This is a genomic window from Alicyclobacillus acidoterrestris, from assembly GCF_022674245.1.
GTDB classification, from domain to species: domain Bacteria; phylum Bacillota; class Bacilli; order Alicyclobacillales; family Alicyclobacillaceae; genus Alicyclobacillus; species Alicyclobacillus acidoterrestris.
The window spans coordinates 772,737-794,839 of record NZ_CP080467.1; the positions used below are offsets into that span (position 1 = coordinate 772,737).

At 54.0% G+C, this 22,103-nt stretch carries 22 protein-coding genes; 15 read left to right on the forward strand and 7 right to left on the reverse strand.

Annotation, left to right across the window (positions count from 1 at the left end; all coding sequences use genetic code 11):
- Window positions 1–60: 60 nt before the first annotated feature.
- The 3 genes from K1I37_RS03580 to K1I37_RS03590 all read right to left on the reverse strand — a co-directional run bounded on the left by K1I37_RS03580 (window position 61) and on the right by K1I37_RS03590 (window position 3,160).
- Window positions 61–1,083, reverse strand: coding sequence for a LacI family DNA-binding transcriptional regulator (locus K1I37_RS03580; protein WP_031218957.1), 1,023 nt, complete (start codon window positions 1,081–1,083; stop codon window positions 61–63).
- 114 nt (window positions 1,084–1,197) lie between these two features.
- Window positions 1,198–1,590: a hypothetical protein gene (locus tag K1I37_RS03585; RefSeq protein ID WP_021297318.1), complete on the reverse strand. Its 393-nt coding sequence runs from the start codon at window positions 1,588–1,590 to the stop codon at window positions 1,198–1,200.
- A 688-nt stretch (window positions 1,591–2,278) separates the two neighbouring features.
- Complete coding sequence (locus tag K1I37_RS03590) at window positions 2,279–3,160, reverse strand: C40 family peptidase (RefSeq protein ID WP_407653221.1); 882 nt, start codon at window positions 3,158–3,160, stop codon at window positions 2,279–2,281.
- 219 nt (window positions 3,161–3,379) lie between these two features.
- Here K1I37_RS03590 and K1I37_RS03595 point away from each other — a divergent pair, with 219 nt between their 5' ends.
- The 5 genes from K1I37_RS03595 (at window position 3,380) to K1I37_RS03615 (ending at window position 7,584) form a co-directional block, all read left to right on the forward strand.
- Window positions 3,380–4,459: a transglutaminase domain-containing protein gene (locus tag K1I37_RS03595; RefSeq protein ID WP_161624368.1), complete on the forward strand. Its 1,080-nt coding sequence runs from the start codon at window positions 3,380–3,382 to the stop codon at window positions 4,457–4,459.
- Window positions 4,460–4,625: 166 nt separating this feature from the next.
- Window positions 4,626–5,297: a PDDEXK family nuclease gene (locus tag K1I37_RS03600; protein WP_021297321.1), complete on the forward strand. Its 672-nt coding sequence runs from the start codon at window positions 4,626–4,628 to the stop codon at window positions 5,295–5,297.
- A 544-nt stretch (window positions 5,298–5,841) separates the two neighbouring features.
- Window positions 5,842–6,816, forward strand: a complete 975-nt coding sequence (locus K1I37_RS03605; RefSeq protein ID WP_021297323.1) for an aldo/keto reductase family protein — start codon at window positions 5,842–5,844, stop codon at window positions 6,814–6,816.
- Window positions 6,817–6,915: 99 nt separating this feature from the next.
- Entirely contained in the window at window positions 6,916–7,338 is a 423-nt protein-coding gene (locus tag K1I37_RS03610) for a DUF309 domain-containing protein (protein ID WP_021297324.1), read from the forward strand.
- 39 nt (window positions 7,339–7,377) lie between these two features.
- Complete coding sequence (locus K1I37_RS03615) at window positions 7,378–7,584, forward strand: hypothetical protein (protein ID WP_040441507.1); 207 nt, start codon at window positions 7,378–7,380, stop codon at window positions 7,582–7,584.
- Between the two features lie 52 nt (window positions 7,585–7,636).
- Here K1I37_RS03615 and K1I37_RS03620 read toward each other — a convergent pair whose 3' ends face one another.
- Window positions 7,637–8,200, reverse strand: a complete 564-nt coding sequence (locus K1I37_RS03620) for a CBO0543 family protein (RefSeq protein WP_021297326.1) — start codon at window positions 8,198–8,200, stop codon at window positions 7,637–7,639.
- A gap of 296 nt (window positions 8,201–8,496) precedes the next feature.
- On the reverse strand, window positions 8,497–9,480 hold the full coding sequence (locus K1I37_RS03625) for an aldo/keto reductase (protein ID WP_021297327.1): 984 nt from the start codon (window positions 9,478–9,480) through the stop codon (window positions 8,497–8,499).
- A gap of 154 nt (window positions 9,481–9,634) precedes the next feature.
- Here K1I37_RS03625 and K1I37_RS03630 point away from each other — a divergent pair, with 154 nt between their 5' ends.
- Both K1I37_RS03630 and K1I37_RS03635 read left to right on the forward strand, forming a co-directional pair.
- Window positions 9,635–10,717 carry a retroviral-like aspartic protease family protein gene (locus K1I37_RS03630; protein ID WP_021297328.1) on the forward strand — a complete coding sequence of 361 codons (1,083 nt, stop codon included), beginning with the start codon at window positions 9,635–9,637 and terminating at the stop codon, window positions 10,715–10,717.
- A 404-nt stretch (window positions 10,718–11,121) separates the two neighbouring features.
- Window positions 11,122–11,784: an MgtC/SapB family protein gene (locus K1I37_RS03635; protein WP_021297329.1), complete on the forward strand. Its 663-nt coding sequence runs from the start codon at window positions 11,122–11,124 to the stop codon at window positions 11,782–11,784.
- A gap of 13 nt (window positions 11,785–11,797) precedes the next feature.
- On the opposite strand, the gene K1I37_RS03640 is transcribed toward K1I37_RS03635, so the two are convergent.
- Complete coding sequence (locus K1I37_RS03640) at window positions 11,798–12,178, reverse strand: CHY zinc finger protein (protein WP_322790870.1); 381 nt, start codon at window positions 12,176–12,178, stop codon at window positions 11,798–11,800.
- Window positions 12,179–12,370: 192 nt separating this feature from the next.
- Here K1I37_RS03640 and K1I37_RS03645 point away from each other — a divergent pair, with 192 nt between their 5' ends.
- Complete coding sequence (locus K1I37_RS03645) at window positions 12,371–13,126, forward strand: ZIP family metal transporter (RefSeq protein ID WP_021297331.1); 756 nt, start codon at window positions 12,371–12,373, stop codon at window positions 13,124–13,126.
- Between the two features lie 740 nt (window positions 13,127–13,866).
- Here the strand turns inward: K1I37_RS03645 and K1I37_RS03650 are convergent.
- On the reverse strand, window positions 13,867–14,145 hold the full coding sequence (locus K1I37_RS03650; protein WP_021297332.1) for an iron-sulfur cluster assembly accessory protein: 279 nt from the start codon (window positions 14,143–14,145) through the stop codon (window positions 13,867–13,869).
- 118 nt (window positions 14,146–14,263) lie between these two features.
- Between K1I37_RS03650 and K1I37_RS03655 the strand changes: the two genes are divergently transcribed.
- The 7 genes from K1I37_RS03655 to K1I37_RS03685 all read left to right on the forward strand — a co-directional run bounded on the left by K1I37_RS03655 (window position 14,264) and on the right by K1I37_RS03685 (window position 22,097).
- Window positions 14,264–15,556, forward strand: coding sequence for a glycosyltransferase family 39 protein (locus K1I37_RS03655; RefSeq protein WP_021297333.1), 1,293 nt, complete (start codon window positions 14,264–14,266; stop codon window positions 15,554–15,556).
- 139 nt (window positions 15,557–15,695) lie between these two features.
- Window positions 15,696–17,363 (forward strand): GspE/PulE family protein, encoded by a 1,668-nt coding sequence (locus K1I37_RS03660; RefSeq protein WP_021297334.1) that lies wholly within the window; start codon window positions 15,696–15,698, stop codon window positions 17,361–17,363.
- A gap of 27 nt (window positions 17,364–17,390) precedes the next feature.
- Window positions 17,391–18,611: a type II secretion system F family protein gene (locus K1I37_RS03665; RefSeq protein WP_021297335.1), complete on the forward strand. Its 1,221-nt coding sequence runs from the start codon at window positions 17,391–17,393 to the stop codon at window positions 18,609–18,611.
- 150 nt (window positions 18,612–18,761) lie between these two features.
- Window positions 18,762–19,295, forward strand: a complete 534-nt coding sequence (locus K1I37_RS03670) for a prepilin-type N-terminal cleavage/methylation domain-containing protein (protein ID WP_407653194.1) — start codon at window positions 18,762–18,764, stop codon at window positions 19,293–19,295.
- 132 nt (window positions 19,296–19,427) lie between these two features.
- The gene (locus tag K1I37_RS03675; RefSeq protein WP_021297337.1) at window positions 19,428–19,979 is read left to right on the forward strand and encodes a prepilin-type N-terminal cleavage/methylation domain-containing protein; all 552 of its coding nucleotides are present in this window, start codon (window positions 19,428–19,430) and stop codon (window positions 19,977–19,979) included.
- Window positions 19,980–19,990: 11 nt separating this feature from the next.
- Entirely contained in the window at window positions 19,991–20,728 is a 738-nt protein-coding gene (locus tag K1I37_RS03680; RefSeq protein WP_021297338.1) for a type II secretion system protein, read from the forward strand.
- 13 nt (window positions 20,729–20,741) lie between these two features.
- Window positions 20,742–22,097: a polymer-forming cytoskeletal protein gene (locus tag K1I37_RS03685; RefSeq protein ID WP_021297339.1), complete on the forward strand. Its 1,356-nt coding sequence runs from the start codon at window positions 20,742–20,744 to the stop codon at window positions 22,095–22,097.
- The last annotated feature ends 6 nt before the right edge of the window (window positions 22,098–22,103 follow it).

Below are 22,103 nucleotides of genomic sequence, written 5' to 3' on the forward strand. Positions count from 1 at the left end.
CCCCTAACTTAAACGTTTAAGTTTTTGCGACAAAACACTTATCATCGTCTTCGCGGACGTTTACATCATGGTGGCTGTGCCGCAAGATTCTCGGATAATTAATTTCATCGGCAATTTGATAGAACGCGCAGTTTTGTCTTCATCGAGCGCTCGCAAAATATGAATTGACTGTCGTCCCATATCGTATGCGGGCTGAGAGACGACTGTAAGTTGCGGTGTATTAATTTCGCTCCATGGGTGATCATCAAATCCAATAAACGCTACATCATCAGGCACACGCACCTTCATTTCTTTCATAGCTTTTAATGCCCCCAACATCAACAAATGGTTGATGGCAATGATAGCTGTGGCTGGTTGCGGCAAATTCAGTAGATGCATGGTTGAACGATATCCGCCGTTGATTTGAGATTGCGTTCCACCATATTCTCCACCATACGTAATCAGGTCTGGTTCAATGCGCAGGCCATGTGCATGCAAAGCCTGCTCGTACCCCTTTCGCCGCTGTACTGTCGTACTAATATCCGGTGAAGCAAGGATAATGCCAATTCGCTGATGACCGTTCATCGCCAGCCTCTCTGTAGCTTGGCAGCAACCCTCAATATTTGTCGCACTTACTGACGGAAATGGAGAATCCTCAATTTCGCGATCAAGTAACACGATCGGGAAATTAGACCATTTGTCTTTGCCGGCCAGTGTAGACGTTACAGGAACCAGGATGATACCGCTTACCTGTTGGGATATGAAAATATCGACTAATTCGTTCTGTCGGACTTCGTTCTCTTCGGAACAAGCCACAATGACTTGCCAGTCGTATTCCGCACAAGTCTCATGGATGCCTTTGAGAATTTCCATGAAAAAAGGGTTCTGGTCTGGAATGATAAATCCGATGAGGTTTGTCTTACCCTTTTTTAGTCCTCGCGCGTGCTGGTTTGGAGAATAACCAAGACGTTGGATGGCTTCCAACACTTTTCTCCGAGTTTGTTCGCTTAACTCCTTTTCTTTTTTGTTGAGCACATTGGAAACGGTTGCAATGGAGACGCCCGCTGCCTTGGCTACATCGTGTAGGGTAGGTTTCTTTGTGATTTTACATCAGCCCCCTTAAACGTTTAAGGAATTGATTGAAATGTGAGAAATTATCTAGAGTGTATAATCGGGTTTCCGTGTTGTCAATCCCGCAATGGGCGGCGAATTTGCTGGTTAACGCGGGTGCCGCGTGTATTTTTCATACCTCAACTCATTTTTGAACCAATTGTACGTGCCGGCTCCAACGCCGAATATGGTAAGTGCGAGGACAATGATACCGAATGGAACATAGCCATGTTTTATAAGCAACATCAGCGACGCGAAGTTTCCGTAGATGAGATTGCTGGCAATCGTAGACAGAATGACTACGGCGTCGAAGCATAGTGTGAAGCCTATGACGTAAATGTAAGCGGGGCGGGTCCGTTGTTTTGCCCACTTGGCGGCGAATTGTTTGTCGCGAGCGGGGAATAGGCGTCGAATGGAGCTACCAAGAATAACTGCCAAAAGCATTAGGATAACGAGGCATGCGAGTGCAAATTGGATTAGCGTCAACGCGAAAAAAGCCATGACGTTCCCTCCAGTTGTCAGGTAAAATCCCATTTTGTTACCTACATGGTACACTATGTTGCTTGGCGTTTGAGATGATTTTGTGGGAAGTGGGCAAGAAAAGGGGAGACGACGGGGGCTTTTACGGGATGCGCACTGTGTGGGGAGGGGATGGGCCGCGGAAAGTTGGGAGCGTCCGGCGGATCGGGACATTCGCTGGCCGGGGCATTTGCTGGGTGTGGTCGTCCACCGGATCGGCACATCCACTGGGTCGATGTGACAGGTTGGGTTGTCCGGGCGGATTGGGATATCCACTGCGTCGATGTGACAGGTCGATGTGAAATAAGGCACGGTATCTGCCTTATTTGTGGATTTTGGGGTTTTACGCGATATTAAGGCACGCAAAATGCCTTATTTACTCAAAAGCTGCCCGATAAGAGCGAAAATCTGAGGATTAGTGCAGATTTGATGTCTTATTGGCGCTGTGAGGCAGGCAAATGTCTTATTAAGACATTTGCGCGGAGCATGCCGAAGGCTTCGTGGTTCCGCCGGATCGCCGAGGCACAAGGCGTGCCGTAAGGCATCGCGGTTCCGACGGATCGCCGAGGCATAAGGCATGCTGCAAGGGCCGTGCCATATCTGAAAAGATGAAGCAGGCGACGCATCATTATAGCCGTCGCCTGCTGTTTACGCTGAATTCGTGTGTGAATTAGCCGATCACGTTTCGCGCGCCATAGTAGTGCGACGTGTAATAGGAGTTTGAGAACACGTTTTGCACGATGATGACGCCTTTGGATGACGACGACTCGAGCATCGCGCCATTTCCAATGTAGATGCCTACGTGGGTCACGTGATTTGCGTACAGGCTCGCGTTGGAGTCTGTGTCTTGAAAGAACAGCAGGTCACCTGGTTGCAACGCGCTTTGGCTTACTGGCGTGCCGATGGTGGCTTGATCATGAGATTCCCGCGGCAGTGTGATACCTGCATGCTGATAGACGTACTCGACGAGACCGGAGCAGTCAAAGCCTGCGCTTGGCGTGTCTCCACCCCACGCGTACGGCGTGCCAATCAAGCTTTCTCCGTAGGTGACGATAGATTGCCGCTCTGCAGCGATGCTTGATGGTGACGTGGCCGTTTGGCTCGGGCTCGTTGAACTAGCCGTCGGTGTACTACTAGCTGTCGCTGGGGTCGAGGTGGCAGGTATATTCACAGTTTGGCCGACGCTGAGATTGTTGTAGTTGCTGATTTGTGGATTCGCCGACTGGATGGCGGCAAGGGATACGCCATTCGCGACAGCGATTTTGTACAAGGTATCGCCTGGCTGAACGGTGTACACGGAGAGTGGCAAGTGAATTGTCTCGCCGGGATAAATACTTGCGACATTCGTAATCTGCGGATTGGCAGACTCGAGTGCGGCGAGTGACACGTGTTCTGCGGTTGCGATTTTGTAAAGCGTGTCACCAGCTTTCACCGTGTACGTGAGATTGGTTGCGGGGGTGGTTGCAGCGAACGTCGTCGCAAAACCTGCACTGGCTGTCAGGGCTACAAAAGTTGCGGTGGCGGCGATGATGCTTCGTTTCAAGACGTTCACTCCAATGTTTTGAATGATAGCTGGATGGAGCAAGTTTTCTGCGGATGAGCACTTTTCCCCTTTATGTAATTCCATCCAGCGGGTCAACTGGTAGATTATGAGGGGCGATAGGGAGCCTAAGATGCGGTAATCTGAAAACAGACTGCGTGATGAGGTTGGTTGTTCAGGTGGCAAGGGATCGCCATCCAGCGCATGTTCATCCGAAGGGGCGGTTTCTCGTTGAAGAAAATTCTTGCGATGCTTGCTGGAGCTGGCATTGTGGGCACAATCCTCGGCTTGGCGGCACCGGCCGTCACGACATTTGCGCAGACGTCTGCAACGGATCGTTCGGCGAATGTGTCTGCCACACTCAAGCGTCATTTAGAGAATCAGGATACCACGTTTACCGTGCCATATGGGCTGTCGCAGACAGAAGGTGCAGTCCAGCGCACGCTTGCTGAACTGCCATACATTCACGAACTCGTGTCGAGTGTGGCGTATTCCTCGGGCGGATCGGCGACGAAAGTCACGGTCACCTGGTTGCAAACCAAGCAACAGAGCGCTGCGGTCGATGCACAGATAAAGCACGTGCTCGGGCAAATCGTGAAACCAGGAATGAGCGATTACGACAAGGAGTTTGTGATTCACAACTGGATTGTCAACCATGTCTCGTACGATACGTCGGAGCAAAAATATACGCCGTATGATGCGCTTCGTGGATCAGCCGTCTGCCAAGGCATCGCCACGCTCACCTACCGGATGCTGACGAAGGCTGGGATTTCCGCACACCTAGTCGAGGGGACGGCTGGGGGAGCAGATCACTTGTGGAACGAAGTGCGCGTTGGCGGCCATTGGTATCAACTCGATGTCACCTGGGACGATCCGGTCAACAAACAACCAGGCACCATCAGCTACGCGTATTACAATGTGACAAGCGCACAACTGGCGAAAGACCACACCTGGAATCATGCGGGTTTACCCGTTGCGAACACGAGCTTTGAGACGACGGTGAGTGCGCTGTTGAAGACGTTAAAAGACCCATATCTCTCCACCATCGCGTCAGCTACGGGTATTTCAGCAGATCTTCACAGTATTTCCGCCACCGCCGAGACGCTGCGCACGGTCATGCAGGCCCAGCTGAACGCGCACAAAGCACAGTTTACTATCCAGTTTAAAGGTAGCACGGCTTCGGCTACTGCTGCGCTCAACCAAGTGTCGTCAGCCGGGTTGTCGGGGTTCACCGCGCTTCGTTACACGTTGTCGCCGAGCCTGACGGCTGGACACACGTTGATTGCCGTGACGGTGACGTACGCCTCTTAGGCAATTGGCGTGGCGGCGTGGAGGCGACCGAACCGGCGACCGAACCGGCGACCGAACCGGCGACCGAACCGGCGCGGTTGGTCCACACGTGCCGGATTTCTCCCCTGCGTCATGGACGTCCGCTTCACGGCGGATTTACAATCTTGGCGTCAGGAGGCGACGCCAGGTGAATTTTCAGCAGGAGTATGAGGCGTTCTTACACTACCACCGCGCCCGCCGGGCGGGAGAGCGCCTGCGGCGGTTGCAGGACGGTCTTGGCCATGCCGAACAGGCTTTTGTCGAGAGCGTTTGGTGGCCGATGTTCAACCACTTTCAGCATCTCCACCCGGAATACGAAATTCAGGATTACAATGACGGCTACCGCTATCTTGATTTCGCCTACGTGTTGCCCCATTTTCGAGTTGCCGTCGAGATCGATGGAATTGGCCCGCACTGGCGCAATATTACACAGTGGAAGTTTTCCGAGCACTGTCAGCGCCAGAATCACCTAGTGATTGACGGCTGGCATGTTCTGCGGTTTACCTATGAGGACGTCAAGGAGCGGCCGCGCCTTTGCCAACGGACCATCCAGCAGTTGCTAGGCAACGTCAATCCCGCCGCTGACTCGCCGATTGCCACCGCCAGTTCTGTGGAGCGCGATATCATTCGTATCGCCACGCGATCCGCCCATCCCATCACCCCACAACTCATCGCCCAATTACTTGACCTGCATGTGCGGCGTGCGCAATCCCTATTGCGATCCCTCGCGGTCAAAGAGTGGCTCACTCCGGCGAGCGGCACGAAGCGCATACGTTCCTACCGCCTTCACCCCTCGCGTCGCAATGTGCGGTTGTGGTGACGGGGCCGGTGGGGGCGGGGGGGTGGCTGGAGCGGGAGGGATCGTCGTGGGCGTTGTGGGCGTTGTGGGCGTTGTGGGCGTTGTGGGCGTTGTGGGCGAGATGCGCCGCGTCGCGATAAGGCATGTTACGTGCACTATTTGTGACTTTTTTGTGATCCGGCGGCCTTTAAGACATGAAAAATGTCTTAATTGCCTGGAATCTGCCCAATTTGCGGTCAGCGACATGAAATAGAGCAGAAAAAGTGCCTTATGTGCCGTGTGATGGTGCCAAGTGTCTTATTAAGACAACTCGATGCTCGATCTCGCTCTCGACAGTCACCCGGGGACCGCAAGCAAGCGCGACGACTCCCCAGGCTGTCGGCGGCTCCGTGCGGCTGCCCGCCCCGCCCACCCGGCTGCCTGCCCTGCGCGCCCACCCCGCCCCAGTCCCAAATTTCCGGCGTGCGCACGTTGCGCATATTCCTTCCCACTGAGGCTCGTGTGCAGTACACTCATCACGTAGCTGTACGTATCCGAATGTAAGCCATGTCAGGAGGATGTATCTGTGAAATATCGGAATCTGGGCGTAAGCGGTGTCAAAGTGAGCGAGGTTTCGCTCGGGAGTTGGTTGACGTATGGGACGGCGACGGAGCGGGAGACCGCAATGGCTTGCATTGATAAGGCGTATGAACTGGGCATCAACTTTTTTGATACGGCCAACGCCTACAATCAGGGCGAGGCCGAGAAAGTCGTCGGTGAGGCGCTGCGCAAGTACCCAAGGCACAGTTATGTGCTGGCGACCAAGGTTTACTTTCCGATGGGGGAGGGGCCGAATGATCGTGGGTTGTCTCGCAAGCATATCATTGAGCAGTGTGAGGCGAGTTTGAAACGTCTGGGGCTTGATTATATCGATCTCTACCAATGCCACCGCTACGACGAATCCACGCCGCTCGAAGAGACGCTGTGGGCGCTGGATGATCTCATCACTCAGGGCAAGGTCCTGTACGCGGGTGTCAGCGAATGGAGTGCTGCGCAAATCACGAATGCGAAAGCCATCGAAGCGAAGCGCAACCTGCGGCCTCTCGTGTCGAACCAGCCGATTTATAACATGCTTGTTCGCTACATAGAAAAAGAAGTTCTGCCGACGTGTGAGTCGTTTGGCATTGGCCAAATTGTGTTCTCACCGATCGCGCAGGGCATTTTGACGGGGAAATATAAGCCTGGGCAGGGTGTTCCTGAGGGAACGCGCGCGGCAAATCGCGAGACCAACCATTGGATTACCAGCTACCTGCGCGATGACGTCCTTACGTCCGTGCAGAAACTGGAGAACATCGCTGAATCGATTGGTACTTCGCTCTCGCAGTTGGCCATCGCCTGGACACTTCGCCAGCCGGGCGTCAGTTCTGCGATTATTGGCGCCAGCCGCGTCTCGCAAGTAGAGGAAAACGTCAAAGCGGTCGACGTCGTGCTCAGTGACGACGTGTTGGCTGAAATCGAGACGATTCTCCAAGAAATCGACGGGTTTGTTCCGATTTGGTAAGCGGTTGATCGCCAAGTGGGTGGGCCCCCGAATGGGGTGCCCCCACTGTATCATGCAAGCTGCCTGACAACGGAATCCGACCTTCAAGGGGTGCCGCAGATGGACTATCGCCTGCTTTCGTACTTGTACTATTTCAACGTTGCCAAAGATTACTTCGAGTGCCATGAATATGGAGAACATCTGTGGTTGGAGCGGGGGCGCCCGGTGGTCCTGAAGGGGCTGATTCAGGCGGCGGTGACGCTGTATCATCTGCAACGTGGGAATGTCCGCGGAGGATATGCGATGTGGCAGCGCGCAAGGGGATACCTAGCCGAGGGGCGCCCAGTGTACGAGGGCATTGACGTCGAGTCTCTGATAGCCGATATCGACTCTGTATATGCAGCTGTGCCGCGCCAATGGTACGGGCAACGGGTCAGTCCGGACGCTGTTGCCGAGCTTCATCTCCCGACCGTGTACGTGCGAATTGTAGATGAATCCGTTCGATCCCGGCTGCCCACTTATACCCCACCAGCCTTACCTTAGCCTCGGCTTCGGCTTCGTTTTTTGCAGTACGTAGGAGGGATGGACGTGGCACACCGATTTCACTGCTGCGCATCGTGCACGCATTTTCGGGCGATGCGGACGGATGAGGGTGTGAAGACCGTCTGCGCGAGACTCGGTTATGAGACGCGCCCGACGTATCAATTTCATTGCTGGACGCCAAATGATCGGGTACAAAAGCGCATGCAAGAGATGGGTGCGCGTGCGTCAAAGGAACGGGAATCTTGATTACGCCGTGCCGAGTGGCACGACACGGGGACGTCCTGTGATTGCGGTGCTGCTATTTTTGTGCGGATCGTAATTCTGTTTCCTGTAGTTTGATGACGGTCAGTCGAAGTGACATGGCCATGATGAAGTAGATTGCGAATGAGTAGACGTGCCGCCATGAGAGCAGGGTATAAACATCTAGCCACTTACATAGCGGCTCAATCACGAATGCGGCCAATCCGGAAATCAGAAATACGGTAATGGTGAATGACTTCCACGTCGCGCAATATTGATGGGCTAGCATGAAGACCACCGGGATATCGGTGATGTCAACCGTGAGTAAGCCAGGAAATTGAACGATGAACTCCGTTTTATACATCCACCAGAGGTTTAGTGTTCCGATTGTATCGAGTGTGACAGAAATGACGGCGGCGAATGCGCCAAAAAGCATCAGTTCAAGCAACCTCGTCTTATCGACGAGTTTCCACCAGATCATCCAGGGGACAATTACGAGCGCCAATAGCAACCACCAGAACCATGTAAATATGTCGTGCTGAATCCAGTGTTGAAATCTGAGGTCCTGGAGCCTTTTTGTGGCTTCGTAAATATTGGTGTAGTCCGTTGTTGGATTTGACACGAGATCTGCCTCCTGGGGCACATTCAGATATCGGAGGCAGTATTACCTTGTATGGGTGTGTCTATTCTCGCGAAGCAGGGTGCAGTCAGCGAAGATATCAGGACACCGGTGTCTGCGTGACCTTACATCCTGTCGAGATAAAGGGAAGGGGCGCGCAAGAACGCGACAGATAGCTTCGCTTTCTTGCGCGCCACGGTTGTCTATCCCGATAGCGCGTTTGGGATTGTCGTCTGTGTTCGCGCGCCGTCGTCGTCCTCGTGGTGCTTACATAGTACGTTATCGCGGTGGGTAGTACGTTAGTACGCGCCGCGGATGTGCGCTTTTACGCGCTCATTGTAGAACTCGGATAGCCGTGCGAGTTCTTCCGCCGAGAACGGTGGCACGTCGAGTGCAGCGAGGTTGTCGTCGACTTGCGCCACGGATTTGAAACCAGGGATGACACAGGAGACTTCGTCGAATGCCAAGCACCATTTGAGTGCGGCGCGAGCCATTGTGCCGCGACCGTTTGCAATCCAGGTGAGGTCTTGGGCGAGATCGACCCCGGTCTCAAATGGCAGGCCTGCAAATGTCTCGCCGACGTTGAAGGCGTCGCCATTGCGGTTGAACTGGCGGTGGTCATCCTCTGGAAAGACGTCGGTCTTGCGGAATTTTCCGGTCAGTAGGCCACTGGCGAGCGGGAGCCGTACCAGAATACCGACATTGCGCTTGGCTGTTTCCGGGAACAGTTCGTGAATGGGCTTTTGCCGGAAGATATTGAAGATGACCTGCAGGGCCTCGACGCCCGGGTACTGAATGGCGGTCAATCCCTCCGCAACCGTTTCGACGCTCACGCCGTAGTGCCGCACTTTGCCTTCGCGCTTGAGCTTGTCCAGCACCTCGAAGACGGCCCCTTGCTTCAGAATTTCGTGCGGCGGGCAGTGGATTTGGTAGAGGTCAATCGTCTCGCGGTTGAGGCGTTTCAGACTTGCTTCACAGTACGCACGAACCGACGCTTCAGAGTATGTGTTCGGGTCGTGAATATCGCCCGCCCGACAGAATTTCGTCGCGATGTGAATCTCGTCCTCGCGCCCCTTGGTCGCGATGGAGAGCAGATGTTCGGAGCGGCCGTCGCCATAGACGTCGGCGGTGTCAAAAAAGTTGACTCCGCGGTCGATAGCGCGCGCAAGTCCGTCGAGCGCCTCTTTTTCATCGACATTGCCCCAAGCGCCGCCGATGGCCCACGTGCCGAAGCTCACTTCACTGACTTTCAGTCCAATACTGCCTAGTTCGCGATATTTCACGACAGAACCTCCTTAATCTTCGCAATCGATGTTTGCGCTTTCTTATAGTTTTGCATGAAAACCCCGAGATGTCGAATTGGATTAGCAGGAATGGGGATAGGGCGGATCGAAGTCTATGGAGGATTATCTATTTAAGAGAAGGCAGGAAGATTCTGTGAAGCCCATCAAAAAATTGAGCATTCTGCTATCGTCGTCCGCCGTTGCACTCTTGATCCCCAGTGTTGCCGCTACGGCTTATGCGGCTACGACGAAGGCGGCCCCCGGTCAAGTTCGGGCGGAAGTCAATGGGAAGTCCATCCCAGCGATTGCGGTGGGCAATGAGACGTATCTCGAGTGGCAAGCGCTCAAGTCGTTTCAAACCCCGTATGAGTATTTAGGCGATGGTAAATTTGCGATTACCGGCGGTACCGTTCAGGGCGTGGTGTATCAAGGAAACACATACCTGCCATGGGCGAAGGTTGGAGCGAAAATCAAGGCCACCAAGCTGAAGGGGGGCGGCTTTAATTTTACGTCTGTCCCTGTTCCGCACGATTACGAAATCTACATGGACAAGCAGTCCGCGCCCGTTGGCAGCCCGGCGCCAATTAACGTGCTGGTTGGCGACAATGACGAATCCGTTCCGCATCAGCTCATCACTTTGTCGGTGACGGGAAACGCTTATTTTTCGTCCGATCAGGACAAAAACACCCTCAGTGATTACACGGATGAGGATGGGAGCTATATTGCAGCCGTTGATGACAGTCACGCGGAGACGGTGAAGGTCACTGCTTCGTGGAAAGATCCGAGCGGGCATGTGCAATCGACCACTACGTCTGTGACGTTCTCGCCTGCGAGCACCACGACGCCAGCAACGCCTCCAGCCGGAGACACCGTGGTCGCCTCTGTCCCCATTACAACGTATCAAAATGCTGTCCTCTTCAATGCGCAGGCGGGGGGAAGTGACGTCTTGCTGCAGTTGGACACGGGGGCATTTGAGCCGCTGATTACGAAGAGCTTGGCGGACGCGCTCAACCTGCCGAATCTGGGGGATATTCAGGTCGAGGGCGTTGGCGGTGAAGACGATGCGTACGTCAGCAAAATTACGTTGAGTATCGGGGGGACTGAATTCCCGGATATTCCATGCATTGTCGATCCCAGCTATTCCGGCGTCCCTCTCTTTGGCTACGGATTTTTCCAGGACAATGGCTATGACTTACTCGTTTCGCAAAAGGATAGCACCTTGACGATTCTGAAGTAATCTCGCTGTATCCAGATGACTGTGTTGTCCTCATATGCCGGCTGGTTCCATCAGAGATTCTGGTGGTCCATCCGGCTTCTTCATATCTGTTTCCCGGCTTGGTTGATGGCGGGGGCTTCGCCTCATGGCTAGGGCTATGTATGTGATGACGCAAAAAAGGCTCGAACTCTTTGAAAGAGTCGAGCCATTGTCGAATATGGGAGAAGAAGTAACTTGCAACTACACAAACAGGTAGATGCTACGTAACCCCTGCATTGATTGTAACACGCTAGTTTACATAATGTAATTATCGTTTGCTGGAATGCGTGGCAAAGTTTTCAGACTAGGAAAGACCTATCCGACGTAAGATTGATGGAAAAGACAAGTTTGTGGTATAGGCGACAGAAACAAGCGAGGTGACCTGCATGCACATGCAATTGGAGTTGGTATTACGGCTGATTATCTCAGGCATTCTTGGTGCGTTCATTGGCTGGGAACGAAAAAGTCGCGAAAAGGAAGCTGGCTTGCGTACCCACTTCGTGGTGTGTGTAGGCAGCGCGCTGATCATGATTGTGTCGAAGTACGGGTTTCAGGATTTGGTGGGATCGAATTCAATCGTTTTGGACCCAAGCCGAATTGCGGCGCAGGTAGTCAGTGGAATTGGTTTTCTCGGTGCGGGGACAATTATTGTCCAGCGCCAATCCGTGCGCGGCTTGACGACAGCCGCAGGTTTGTGGGCGACGTCTGGAATTGGGCTGGCGATTGGTGCAGGGATGTACGTCGTTGGCACAGTGACGACACTGTTAGTGTTGATTGCTTTAGAGGTCCTGAATCGATCCCGCCGCCTCTCCCTCCCCTCCCAATGCCGCCTAATTGTCGAGACAGGCGACTTGCACGCGGTGCTGCATACGCTTGAGACTGGATGTCCCGAGGTGCGCAAGGCAAACATCCGCAGCGTGACTGCGGCAGCAGACACGCCGACACTGACGGTGACGATCCAGTTGCGAACGCGCCGCGGCGCCGATGCCAATGACGTCATTTCGAAATTGCAATCCCTGCCTGACGTATTTTCTGTCCGCCTGGATTAAAAGGATTAAAACCTTACGCCATGGAGAAATATAGATGATAGTGTCGGCTGCAACCTGGGTTGAATGATGCGAAACAGGATGGACAGGTGTTGTTTGCCTCGAGATAATCTTGTATCGAGAGTTCGTGTCCACAATGCCCGCAGAGAACCGCCTTTTCACGAAACTGGGCGTTGGGCCAAACGGTCGCTTTGTGATTGGCCACGGCATCGTGACACGCGTGGCAAGGATAGTAGGTATTGCAACACGGGAACTTGATGGCAATAATGTCTTTTTCCGACGCATAGTGCGCACACTTGGTGTCCGGTTGGACGCCAACACCGCGCACAACGACGCCGTGGACGAGGGTTTCATGTCGGTCTTCCATCTCAATCTCACACTTTCTGCCTGGGCGCATCAGCCCCGCAAGATGAACGCTGATTGCATCGCAAGTTTGACGCTTTATTTGATGCTTTATCGGGATCGGACTGTCTATAGATTGCCCGAATCACATACAAATCGTAACAGCCCTTATTTACACGCTAGTATAACGCTGATACAATCACCATGCTACACCAAATGTCTGGGACTCGTGGAGTGATGTAGGTCAATGTGGTTTGCACTGATCTTGTGCACCATTGCAGCATTTGCTGATGTGATTGGCGGTGCTGTCACTGTGGTTAAGCGACTTAACCCACAACAGACGATGATTGTCACGGGGCTCGGCGCGGGGTTCCTACTAGGCGCCACCGTACTAGACCGATTGCCTGACTCCCTGAGCGAACTGCCGGGAACATCGCCATTATACATTGTCATTGGTTATCTCATTTTGTTGATTTTAGAACGATACAGCGCGAATGCACACCACCGCGAGTCGGCTGCCCCCGAGATGGGACATCACCCTGGCGCGGTACTTAGTTCTCGGGCTGCCTTCGTTTCTTTCGTCGGTTTGCTGTTACATACCTTTATGGATGGCGTCATTATCGCAGGCGCATTTAGTATCAGCCGCGCCACAGGATTGCTCATTTTTGTCGCCATTACCATGCACAAAATTCCCGAGGGGTTCAGTATGGCCACCATCACGCTCGCTTCGGGCACATCGCGGGTGCGCGCGCTGTTGACGTCCGTGGGCCTCGCGGTCTCGACGCTCATTGGCGCCGTTCTGACCCTGGAAGTTGGGGCGATTGACCAACATGTCGTCAAAATATTAATGGCGCTGGCTACGGGCACGTTCCTCTATGTGTCAATGACCGATCTCATGCCGGTTGTCCGAGGCCAGAATCGCGGCAGTGTGATTGCCGCTGTGATAGGCGTTGGCATCTTCTATATCTCGTTGCTGCTGATTAAGCACGTGGGCCTGAGCTGATTGCGCGCGGATGGTTTTGGCGGAGTGACTCACACAGCATAGTGGCGTGGTTTGGGGCCGGTGATCGGGTGCGCAAAACTGGCGCCCTGCGGGTGTGGAGGTGGGTGATCCGGTGCGCCTGAGCGGCACCTTGCGGCTGGAATGTCTTAATAAGACATTCGCGCATCTCTCGGCGTCAATAAGACATCAAATCTGCGCTAATCCTCAGTTTTTGGCCTTTATCGGGCAGCTTTTAGGTAAATAGGGCATTTTCCGTACCCTATTTTCGCTGAAGCGACAGAAAATCCGGAAATAGGGCAGATATTGTGCCTTATTGCCGCGACACCCAGGCCCTGCCGGGTGGCTGCCGGTGACCACTGATGCGCCTGAGCGGCACCATGCCGGCTGGAATGTCTTAATAAGACATTCGCGCATCTCTCGGCGCCAATAAGGCATCAACTCTGCGCTAATCCTCAGTTTTTGGCCTTTATCGGGCAGCTTTTCAGTAAATAGGGCATTTTCCGTACCCTATTTTCGCTGAATCGACAGAAAATCCGGAAATAGGGCAGATATTGTGCCTTATTCGCCCTGACACCCAGGCCCCACCGTGCGCCCGGAGGCCCGCTTCGCCCTGACACCCAGGCCTCGCCGTGCGCCCGGAGGCCCGCTCGCCCTGACACCCAGGCCCCACCGTGCGCCCGGAGGCCCGCTTCGCCCCGATGACCCACAGCCACCCCGCCGTCCCCGCGCCAACGCGTACCCTAACAGCGCAGATTGTCAGCGTCATGGAATGAGAAACCGGCGTCCGTAAAATCGATCGTGACGTCCTTAAGCAGTCGGTGGCACGCGCTGTCGACGAAGAGGGTGACCTCATCTATCACAATTCGTTCATCCAACTTGCTCTCTGTGTCATCCACGATGAGTTGGAATCTTGGACCACCACACTGATAGGCCCGGGCTACTCGAATGAATTCGCCGTCGGCGAGTTCTTCTCGGCTGAATCGAAGCAGTTCCATTTTTGCAGCATCTGTCACCGTCACGTGCAACCGCTCCTCTCACAGATGATTGTATCGTCGATGGTGACGTCTGTCAGCGGGTATTCACTGCCTGTCGAATGGTGTAGACTGTTGGCAAATAACTTGTGAGGCTTGGGAATCAATGAACCGACAACGAATCTTACATCACGCACTATGGATAGTCCCCATCGCCCTGGCGATGGTCATTCGTCTATGTGTCATTTTCCATTACGGACCGTATGTGACCCTCCACAGCGATGATGCAGGGTATTTGCGCAGTGCAGAGTGGCTCTTGCAATCGGGTACATATTCATACTACACCCCGGATGCGCCGACGGTTCACATGTTACCCGGCATGACGCTGATTTTGGCTGCCGTGCTCGGCGTGTTTGGACAAGGTGCCGTTGGGCTGTATGTCGGGAAAATCGTGTTTACGCTGATTGGCGCTGTCGGTATCCTCGGGGCGTACCAGAGTGTAGCCTACGTTTGGAACCGGTATGCTGCGTTTGTCGTGGCTTTGTTTCTTGCGCTGTACGTGCCAGGGATAGAAACGGATACGTTGTTCCTGACGGAGACGCCGTTTATGGCCGCTTTCGCGTGGACCGTGTTCTACCTGTTCAAGGCCGCCGACTCACACAGGTTGCGCCACGTCGTCATTGCCACCGTGTTGTTCATGGTGTCCGTGTATTTCCGGCCAAATGTGCTACTTTGGGCCGTCATTGTACTATTCTATTTGATTATCAAGCGTTACCCGTGGCGCAAGCTTATTGGACATGGGGTCATTGCGGCGTGCATTGTGGTTGTTTGCATGTTGCCTTGGTGGATTCGCAACTTGCTGGTCTTTCATCAGTTTATTGCGCTGACGGACGATGCGGCCAACCCGCTGTTGCTCGGCACGTTCCAAGGCGTGAATTTCCCGAATCCGAGCAATCCGACCGTCGTCGAGCATCACATCCTGGATGTACACCCTGACTTGCGGCCGCAAGCCATGCACGAAATTGCGTGGTTTAAAGCTCAGCAGCACGCGGCGATGTATCGCATTCGCGAGTGGCATCACGCGCATCCGCAGGATTTTTGGCGAAGCTATCTGTGGATTAAGCCGGGGATTCTTTGGAACCGGGCGTATTATCCCATTCGCATCCTCGGTGTATTGCCGGACACGCTCAAGGCGATTCAGCCTGTCCTACTTTGGATCTCGCTGATCGGCCACGGCCTCGCGCTGTTATTTGCACACGGCAAACGCCGCGAGGTTCTCACGGTCCTGTTGACGCTCTTGTACTTTACGGTCTTGTTCAGCGTGTTCTTCGCGTATCAACGGTACAATGAACCGCTGATGTGGCTGATGTTCTCCGGCGTTCCGTCGGGTATCTACGGGCTCGTCCAGGCGGGAAAGTGGCTATTCGCCGGGTGGCGTCGGGCGCCCGTCCAATCCTGAATGAAAGAAAAATGAGCTAACGCCTCCAAGTCAGGAGCCCGAAGTTTTGTTCGGGCGCCTGATTCCGCTCGTCCAAAGCTTTGTCTTCTGTGCTATATTAACTCATGTATAGAACGTCAGAATCCGTAGGGGATTGGGTATGGCGCGAAAGCGGATCGGTGAAATGCTTGTCGAGGTCGGCATCCTGACACCTGAGCAGCTCCAACAGGCACTGCGTGAACAACGCGAGACGGAGGAGCGCCTGGGCGATGTCCTCATCAACAAGGGGTATATTACACAAGAGCAGCTCGTCGAGGTGCTCGAATTTCAGCTGGGTATTCCACATGTACAGCTCTCCCAATATCAAATTGACAGAAATCTACTAAAACTCATTCCAGAACGCCTCGCGAAGACGTATAAAGTTGTCCCGTTTCGCCGGGAGGGAAACCGCCTTTTTGTGGCGATGGTCGATCCGCTCGATTACTATGCCATCGACGATTTGCGAATGACGACAGGCTTTGCGATTGAGCCGGCGATTGCCGCGCGGGACGACATTCAACGAGCCATTCATCGCTATTACAATTTGCAAGAGTCGGTGGAGGCGGCGATTCAGAGTGTCCCTGCCGAAGCGTTGGTCGACGAAGCGGAAGCCAACCGCGTGGATTCGCCTGTGGTGCGCCTGATGAATCAGATTTTGTTGCAGGCCGTTTCGGCGCGGGCGAGTGACATTCATTTTGATCCACAACCCGAAGGGGTACGCATTCGCTATCGCGTCGACGGCGTTCTGCGCACAGAGCAGACCTTGCCGCGCAGTATGCAGAACGTGCTCGTGGCTCGCGTGAAAGTGTTGGCGAGCCTGAATATCGCCGAACAGCGTCTGCCGCAGGATGGTCGGTTTCAGCTTCACGAGGCGAACCACGATATCGACGTTCGCGTCTCGACGATGCCGACGGCGCACGGTGAGAAGGTCGTGTTGCGTGTACTTGATTTGCGAACGACGGTCTTGCAACTGGAGCAATTAGGCTTCAGCGACGCGAATCTCTCGACGTTTCGCGCTATGCTCCATCGTCCGCAAGGCGCGATACTCATCACGGGGCCGACAGGTTCAGGGAAGACGTCAACTCTGTACGCCGCGCTGCGCGAGCGCGCGACGCCGGAGGTCAACGTCATTACCATCGAAGATCCGATTGAGTATCAGATGGACGGGGTCAATCAGGTACAGGTGAATCACGCGACAGGCCTGACGTTCGCGCGGGGGTTGCGGGCGATTTTGCGGCAGGATCCGGATATTGTCATGATTGGTGAGATACGTGACGACGAGACCGCGGAAATTGCTGCTCGTGCCGCCGTGACGGGCCACCAGGTGTTCTCCACCCTGCACACGAACGATGCGGCGAGCGCCTTGAACCGCTTGATGGACATGGGTGTGGAACCCTACATGGTCGCATCGGCCATCACGGGCGTCGTGGCTCAGCGGTTGGTCCGCAAAGTGTGTCGGCAGTGCAGCGTGCCGTATCAGCCGACGCCAATCGAGGAGAAATTGTTTGCCGATTACGGCTGCTCCAGTGAGAATTTGGTGATTGGCCGCGGATGTAGAGCGTGTGGCAACACGGGGTACAAGGGGCGCATGGCGGTCCATGAACTGTTTCTCATGGACGACGAGATAGCCCGCATGGTGTTGAATAGGCAATCGGACAGCGACTATCGGGCGTACGCCTTGGCGCATGGCATGACTGCGATGATTGCAGACGGATTGGCAAAAGCGAGTGCACAGTTGACGACCGTCCAGGAAGTTCTCCGGGTCACGGCGATGGACGCGCGCTATTGATATCGCCCGCGGAAAGGAGCGCCCACGATGGCTGTCTTCACATACGAAGGCATCGTCAGCCGAGGTCATCGGCAACGCGGCCGCGTTGAAGCGGAGCACCGTGACGAAGCATTGTATCAGTTGACGCAACAAGGTATTCATGTGGTTCAAATTGAAGAGGTCAAGAATTCAGTATGGACAAAGGAAATTACGTTTGGTAGAAAGAAGATCAAACCGGATGAATTTGTGGTGTTTTGTCGGCAGTTTGCAACGTTGATTCGGGCCGGAATCCCCGTCGTGGAGTCGTTGCAAGTGTTGGCGGAGCAAGCGCGAAGCAAAGATTTCCGATTCGCGCTGGACAGCGTGATGGAGCGCGTGACGGACGGGACGGCGCTGTCGGAGAGCTTGGCGCAGCACCCCAAAATCTTTCCGCAAATGTTCGTTCAAATGGTTCACGCGGGTGAAGTCTCCGGTACATTGGACGACGTGCTGGAGAGTACCGCGACGTACGTCGAGAAGCAGCACGAGACGACAGAGAAAATTAAGTCCGCGATGGTCTACCCGGTTTCGGTGAGCATCTTTTCCATTGCGGTGGCGATTTTTCTGCTCGTCCGAGTGATTCCTACGTTCGTGACCGTGTTTCAAGATCAGCATCTCACACTACCTCTGCCAACGAGAATCATCTTAGCACTCTCCTTCTTTGTCACACATCGTTGGTACATTGTATTGTCCATCATTGTTGTCTTGTGTGCCGCGATACTGATCGCGTCCCGCAACCCGAAAAATCTCTACCTCAAGGATAAGTGGATTTTGCGAATCCCGGTGTTTGGGACACTGTTGCAAAAGGCGGCGGTCGCTCGTACGACGCGCACCATGTCGATGCTTTTTCGAAGTGCTGTGCCTGCGTTGGAGGCCATCTCTATCACGGCGGATGCGGTCGATAATCGCTATATTGCAAGCACGCTGCGCGATGCTCGCGAGCATTTGCAAAGTGGTGAATCTATTGTGGAGCCACTGCGCGCAAACGACGCGTTTCCCCCGATGGTCACCCAGATGATTCGCATCGGTGAACAGACGGGTAACCTCGACGACATGCTCGGCAAAGTTGCCGATTTCTACGAGGCGGATGTGGCGACGATGGTTGATCGACTGCGGCAACTGATAGAACCCGTGATGATTGCGTTTCTGGCCGTCGTGGTCGGCGGTATTGTCCTCGCGGCGCTATTGCCTATGTTCTCTCTTTATCAGGGCTTAGGGAATATGAGCTAGGTATGCGGCATAGTTTTTTCATAGATAGATTGTGATAAGGGTAGGTAATTCTCGGGTTAGTACCTGGATTACATAGGTTTGAAGGGCGAGACAGGCATCTCAGACATACGAAAAAAATCAGGGGAGAGACAAGGGCGAATGAGAACATGGGTGAAAAGGCTGCAAATGTGGTTGCAGCGGCTAAACGAGGAAAAGGGTGTCACACTGATTGAGTTGTTGGCTGTGGTCGTCATTCTCGCGATTATTGCGGCCGTGGCCATTCCCGTCATTATGGGACAGATTAATAAGTCTAAAATCAATACGGACAAGGATAATGAGAAGATTATTATCGATGCGTTGCAGCGTGCGGACTTTGATTACGAGAGTACGCAAAGTGGCGATGGGACGATGACGTTAAGCTCTGGTACGCTAGCACCAAACGAGACTGGTACAAATGTGAATGTTACATTTGGTGGCGGTGACCCGGAAAATATGTATGATCTTTTGGTGAAGGGGATTACTGGACAGACAACAGGTGGTTATCTAGACGAGGTTCCGAAGGCGCAAACGGGCACGGACGGAGACTGGACAATCACCACCTCAGATGAGTCTAGCAACTCAGATGCCGCGTCGTTTTCATTCGGAGGCGGCACTACGTACTATATCTATCCAGACGGAACGGGCTCCACGAGTTCAGGAAGTTAACCTTCATAACGGTAGTCGTCGATTGGCTCCTCACGTATTGAGGGGCCAATCTTCCGTTGGAATGTTTCAAGGGAACTTACGCCTTTCGCGGTGGGTGAGTCGCAAGTTGATGAGCGTTGGAGATATGTCGGCATGAAGGTACTCAGTATGCGAACGCGTGAACATAACAGCCAAGCGCATTCCAAAGCGAATTCCAGTGGCGATTCGGACGGTGGATTTACGCTCATCGAGGTCCTGGCTTCGGTTGCGATTCTGGCGTTGCTCCTGACAGCCGTTCTCGCGGCCATCCAGTCGGTTCAAAAGGGCACACTGGCGACAACACAGTACGATCACGCCCTGGGCTACGCCACCGAGATCGCCGAGTCGCTGCGTGAAACGTATGGAACAAGCGCGGTTGACCAGGTCAAAAACACGATTCCATTGAGGCTTGTCGGCAACGAACTGACCAATTCGAGTACGTCGTCACCTATCGTGTTCAACATTCAACTCACCGCAGATGCGGGACAGAGTGTCGGTACAGCTACGAGTTCCGGACAGATTGGCAGTACGGGATACACATACGATGTCACGTACACGGCTAGTGGTGCGCAGGGCAGTCAGCTGACACGCAACTTTACCATTACCGTCACAGACCCGGATGGTCGCAAGGCCACTGTCCAGGCACCTGCGTATCAACTGTCGTAGGAGGAAGAGACATGCGTCAATGGCAGCGCCTACGGCAGGAAAACCAGGGTGTTACGTTAATCGAACTCCTTGCCGCTATCGTCATTTCGACCATTGTCGGCGCAGTGATATTGGCAGTGCTGTGGCCTTCTGCAGAGCGGGCTATCAGTCTCATTGGTTACAACGCCGCTGAGCGAAAAGTCTTACTGACCAATCAATTATTGAATACAGAGCTTCACAAGGCGCACTATGTTCAAATTCAGTATCAAGAGGCCCCTACGAAGCAGGTCGTGTTGTGGCTGTATGACCAAAATTCGACCATGGTGCCGGCGAACGCCACAGGAAATATTCCGTGGTTGTACAACACGAACGCTGTGGTGACCAACGATACAGGGAATTCGGCGAATCAGTCGTTGGCCTTGGCCAATCCGCATCGGTTTGGGGCACTGGTGTTTACGCAACTTCCCGATGGCACATACAGCGTCGCCTTCACAACGAATGTACCGGAGACGTCTCCGACGGCGTGTGGTACGACGATAGATCCCGCAACACTCCAACCGCCAAACGCCAACTTTTATCAGAACGGCCTGCAGGTGACGTGGGATTTCCCGCAATTCATCGGCGACGCCGGGTTTCCGTTTGATGCTTCCTATCAATGTGAGTTTGTCAATAGTTTTATCATTCGATTGGCCACGACCTATCAGACGGCGGGCGGCAAATCAGCGACGTTTGTGTTGACAGCCGGTTACCATGACGCAGAGCAGCGGTGATGATATGAGGAGAGTGCGGAGAAAGCGAAATCAGGGTGAGGAAGGCTACACACTTCTTTGGGTGCTGATGCTCGGCGTCGTCATGGTGACCCTTGTCAGTGCGGCGATGTTTGCGTCGTCTTACGTGATGGGCACCGGGGTGCACGGGTTGCAGACGGAGACGGTCGGGCACCTGACAAGTGACACGGAGATTCAGAATGACTTGTCGAACATCGAGCAGATCATTACCGACACAGCGACCAAGGAGCAGTCGGAACTGACGGACGCCGACGGGGTGTCGAAAGTTACAGGGGACGCCGCGCAACAATTGGACGCACAGGGCTATACGGCGACGATTACGGATTCGTACACCGATTCGAGTGGCACGATTCATGAGGTTGTGCGGGTGTCGAAGGGCGGATCGTCGATTACACTCGACGTCACCTTCCAGTCATCTGGTTCTGGTTCCACCACTTCTACCGTGCCTGTGCGACAGACGCAGAATCCGTATCCCTACAGCCAGTATTCGAGTGAGTACGTAGCGGATGGCAACGCGACCACCCAAGCCCAAGTCGATGCCGCTGAGGAGACGAAGGCGGGGGGGCCTTATATCGTGATCCACTCCAGTACACCGGGCGGCAATCCGACGGATTTGAACTTGAACAGCGGCACCATGACCTATGGCGACGCCGCGGGGGATATGAAGGAGTTGGTCACGGGCAATGTCGTTGCGAACAGTGGGGCGACGTTGACGGTCCACGGATCGCTTGACGCGACGAATGTCACGTTGAACTCTGGCGGGACGGCGACGATTGACGGCGATGTGATTGCCAACACGGTGACGGTGAACGGGAAGTTGACCATTTCTGGGCAATTGTCTTGTCAAACGTTGAATATTAACAGCGGATCGCAACTGCAGGTAGGAAGTTTGGCGGATGGAACCGCGCTCTCGGTCAATACAGGCTTTACAATTGAGCAGAATGCGAGCATCCAAGGCGGCGTCACGGTGAATAGCAACGGCAATTTGACGATAGATGGTAGTCTGATAGAAACAGGGCCAGTGACTGTGAACTCGGGTGCGACCTTGCATGTCAAAGGGGATGCAGTCGTGGCATCGACCATGGTCAACGGGACGAGTAAGAAAGATGGATGGGTCCTGATGAATAGCCAGAGTTCCCTATTGATTGATGGGAACTTGTGTGTGGACCAGTACCTCTATCAAAATTCGGGCACGACGGTCAAAGTCCAGAAAGAGGCGGCGATTGCGTTGGGTACCCGCGGGAATGGTGGTTCTTTTTCGGCGAATCCGTATGTTCAATCCGCCAGTTGCCCCGTGTCGTCGCAGCCTGGTGGTAGTGGATATACACTCAAGTCGATAACGGAGATTTAGGTGGGA

Excerpts from the sequence above, each read along its gene's own strand:
- K1I37_RS03675 (WP_021297337.1), top strand. The coding sequence starts at position 19,428 with ATGAAGGTACTCAGTATGCGAACGCGTGAACATAACAGCCAAGCGCAT.
- K1I37_RS03680 (WP_021297338.1), top strand. The coding sequence starts at position 19,991 with ATGCGTCAATGGCAGCGCCTACGGCAGGAAAACCAGGGTGTTACGTTA.
- K1I37_RS03635 (WP_021297329.1), top strand. The coding sequence starts at position 11,122 with ATGCACATGCAATTGGAGTTGGTATTACGGCTGATTATCTCAGGCATT.
- K1I37_RS03640 (WP_322790870.1), bottom strand. The coding sequence starts at position 12,178 with ATGCGCCCAGGCAGAAAGTGTGAGATTGAGATGGAAGACCGACATGAA.
- K1I37_RS03615 (WP_040441507.1), top strand. The coding sequence starts at position 7,378 with ATGGACGTGGCACACCGATTTCACTGCTGCGCATCGTGCACGCATTTT.
- K1I37_RS03610 (WP_021297324.1), top strand. The coding sequence starts at position 6,916 with ATGGACTATCGCCTGCTTTCGTACTTGTACTATTTCAACGTTGCCAAA.
- K1I37_RS03665 (WP_021297335.1), top strand. The coding sequence starts at position 17,391 with ATGGCTGTCTTCACATACGAAGGCATCGTCAGCCGAGGTCATCGGCAA.
- K1I37_RS03660 (WP_021297334.1), top strand. The coding sequence starts at position 15,696 with ATGGCGCGAAAGCGGATCGGTGAAATGCTTGTCGAGGTCGGCATCCTG.
- K1I37_RS03645 (WP_021297331.1), top strand. The coding sequence starts at position 12,371 with ATGTGGTTTGCACTGATCTTGTGCACCATTGCAGCATTTGCTGATGTG.
- K1I37_RS03585 (WP_021297318.1), bottom strand. The coding sequence starts at position 1,590 with ATGGCTTTTTTCGCGTTGACGCTAATCCAATTTGCACTCGCATGCCTC.
- K1I37_RS03655 (WP_021297333.1), top strand. The coding sequence starts at position 14,264 with ATGAACCGACAACGAATCTTACATCACGCACTATGGATAGTCCCCATC.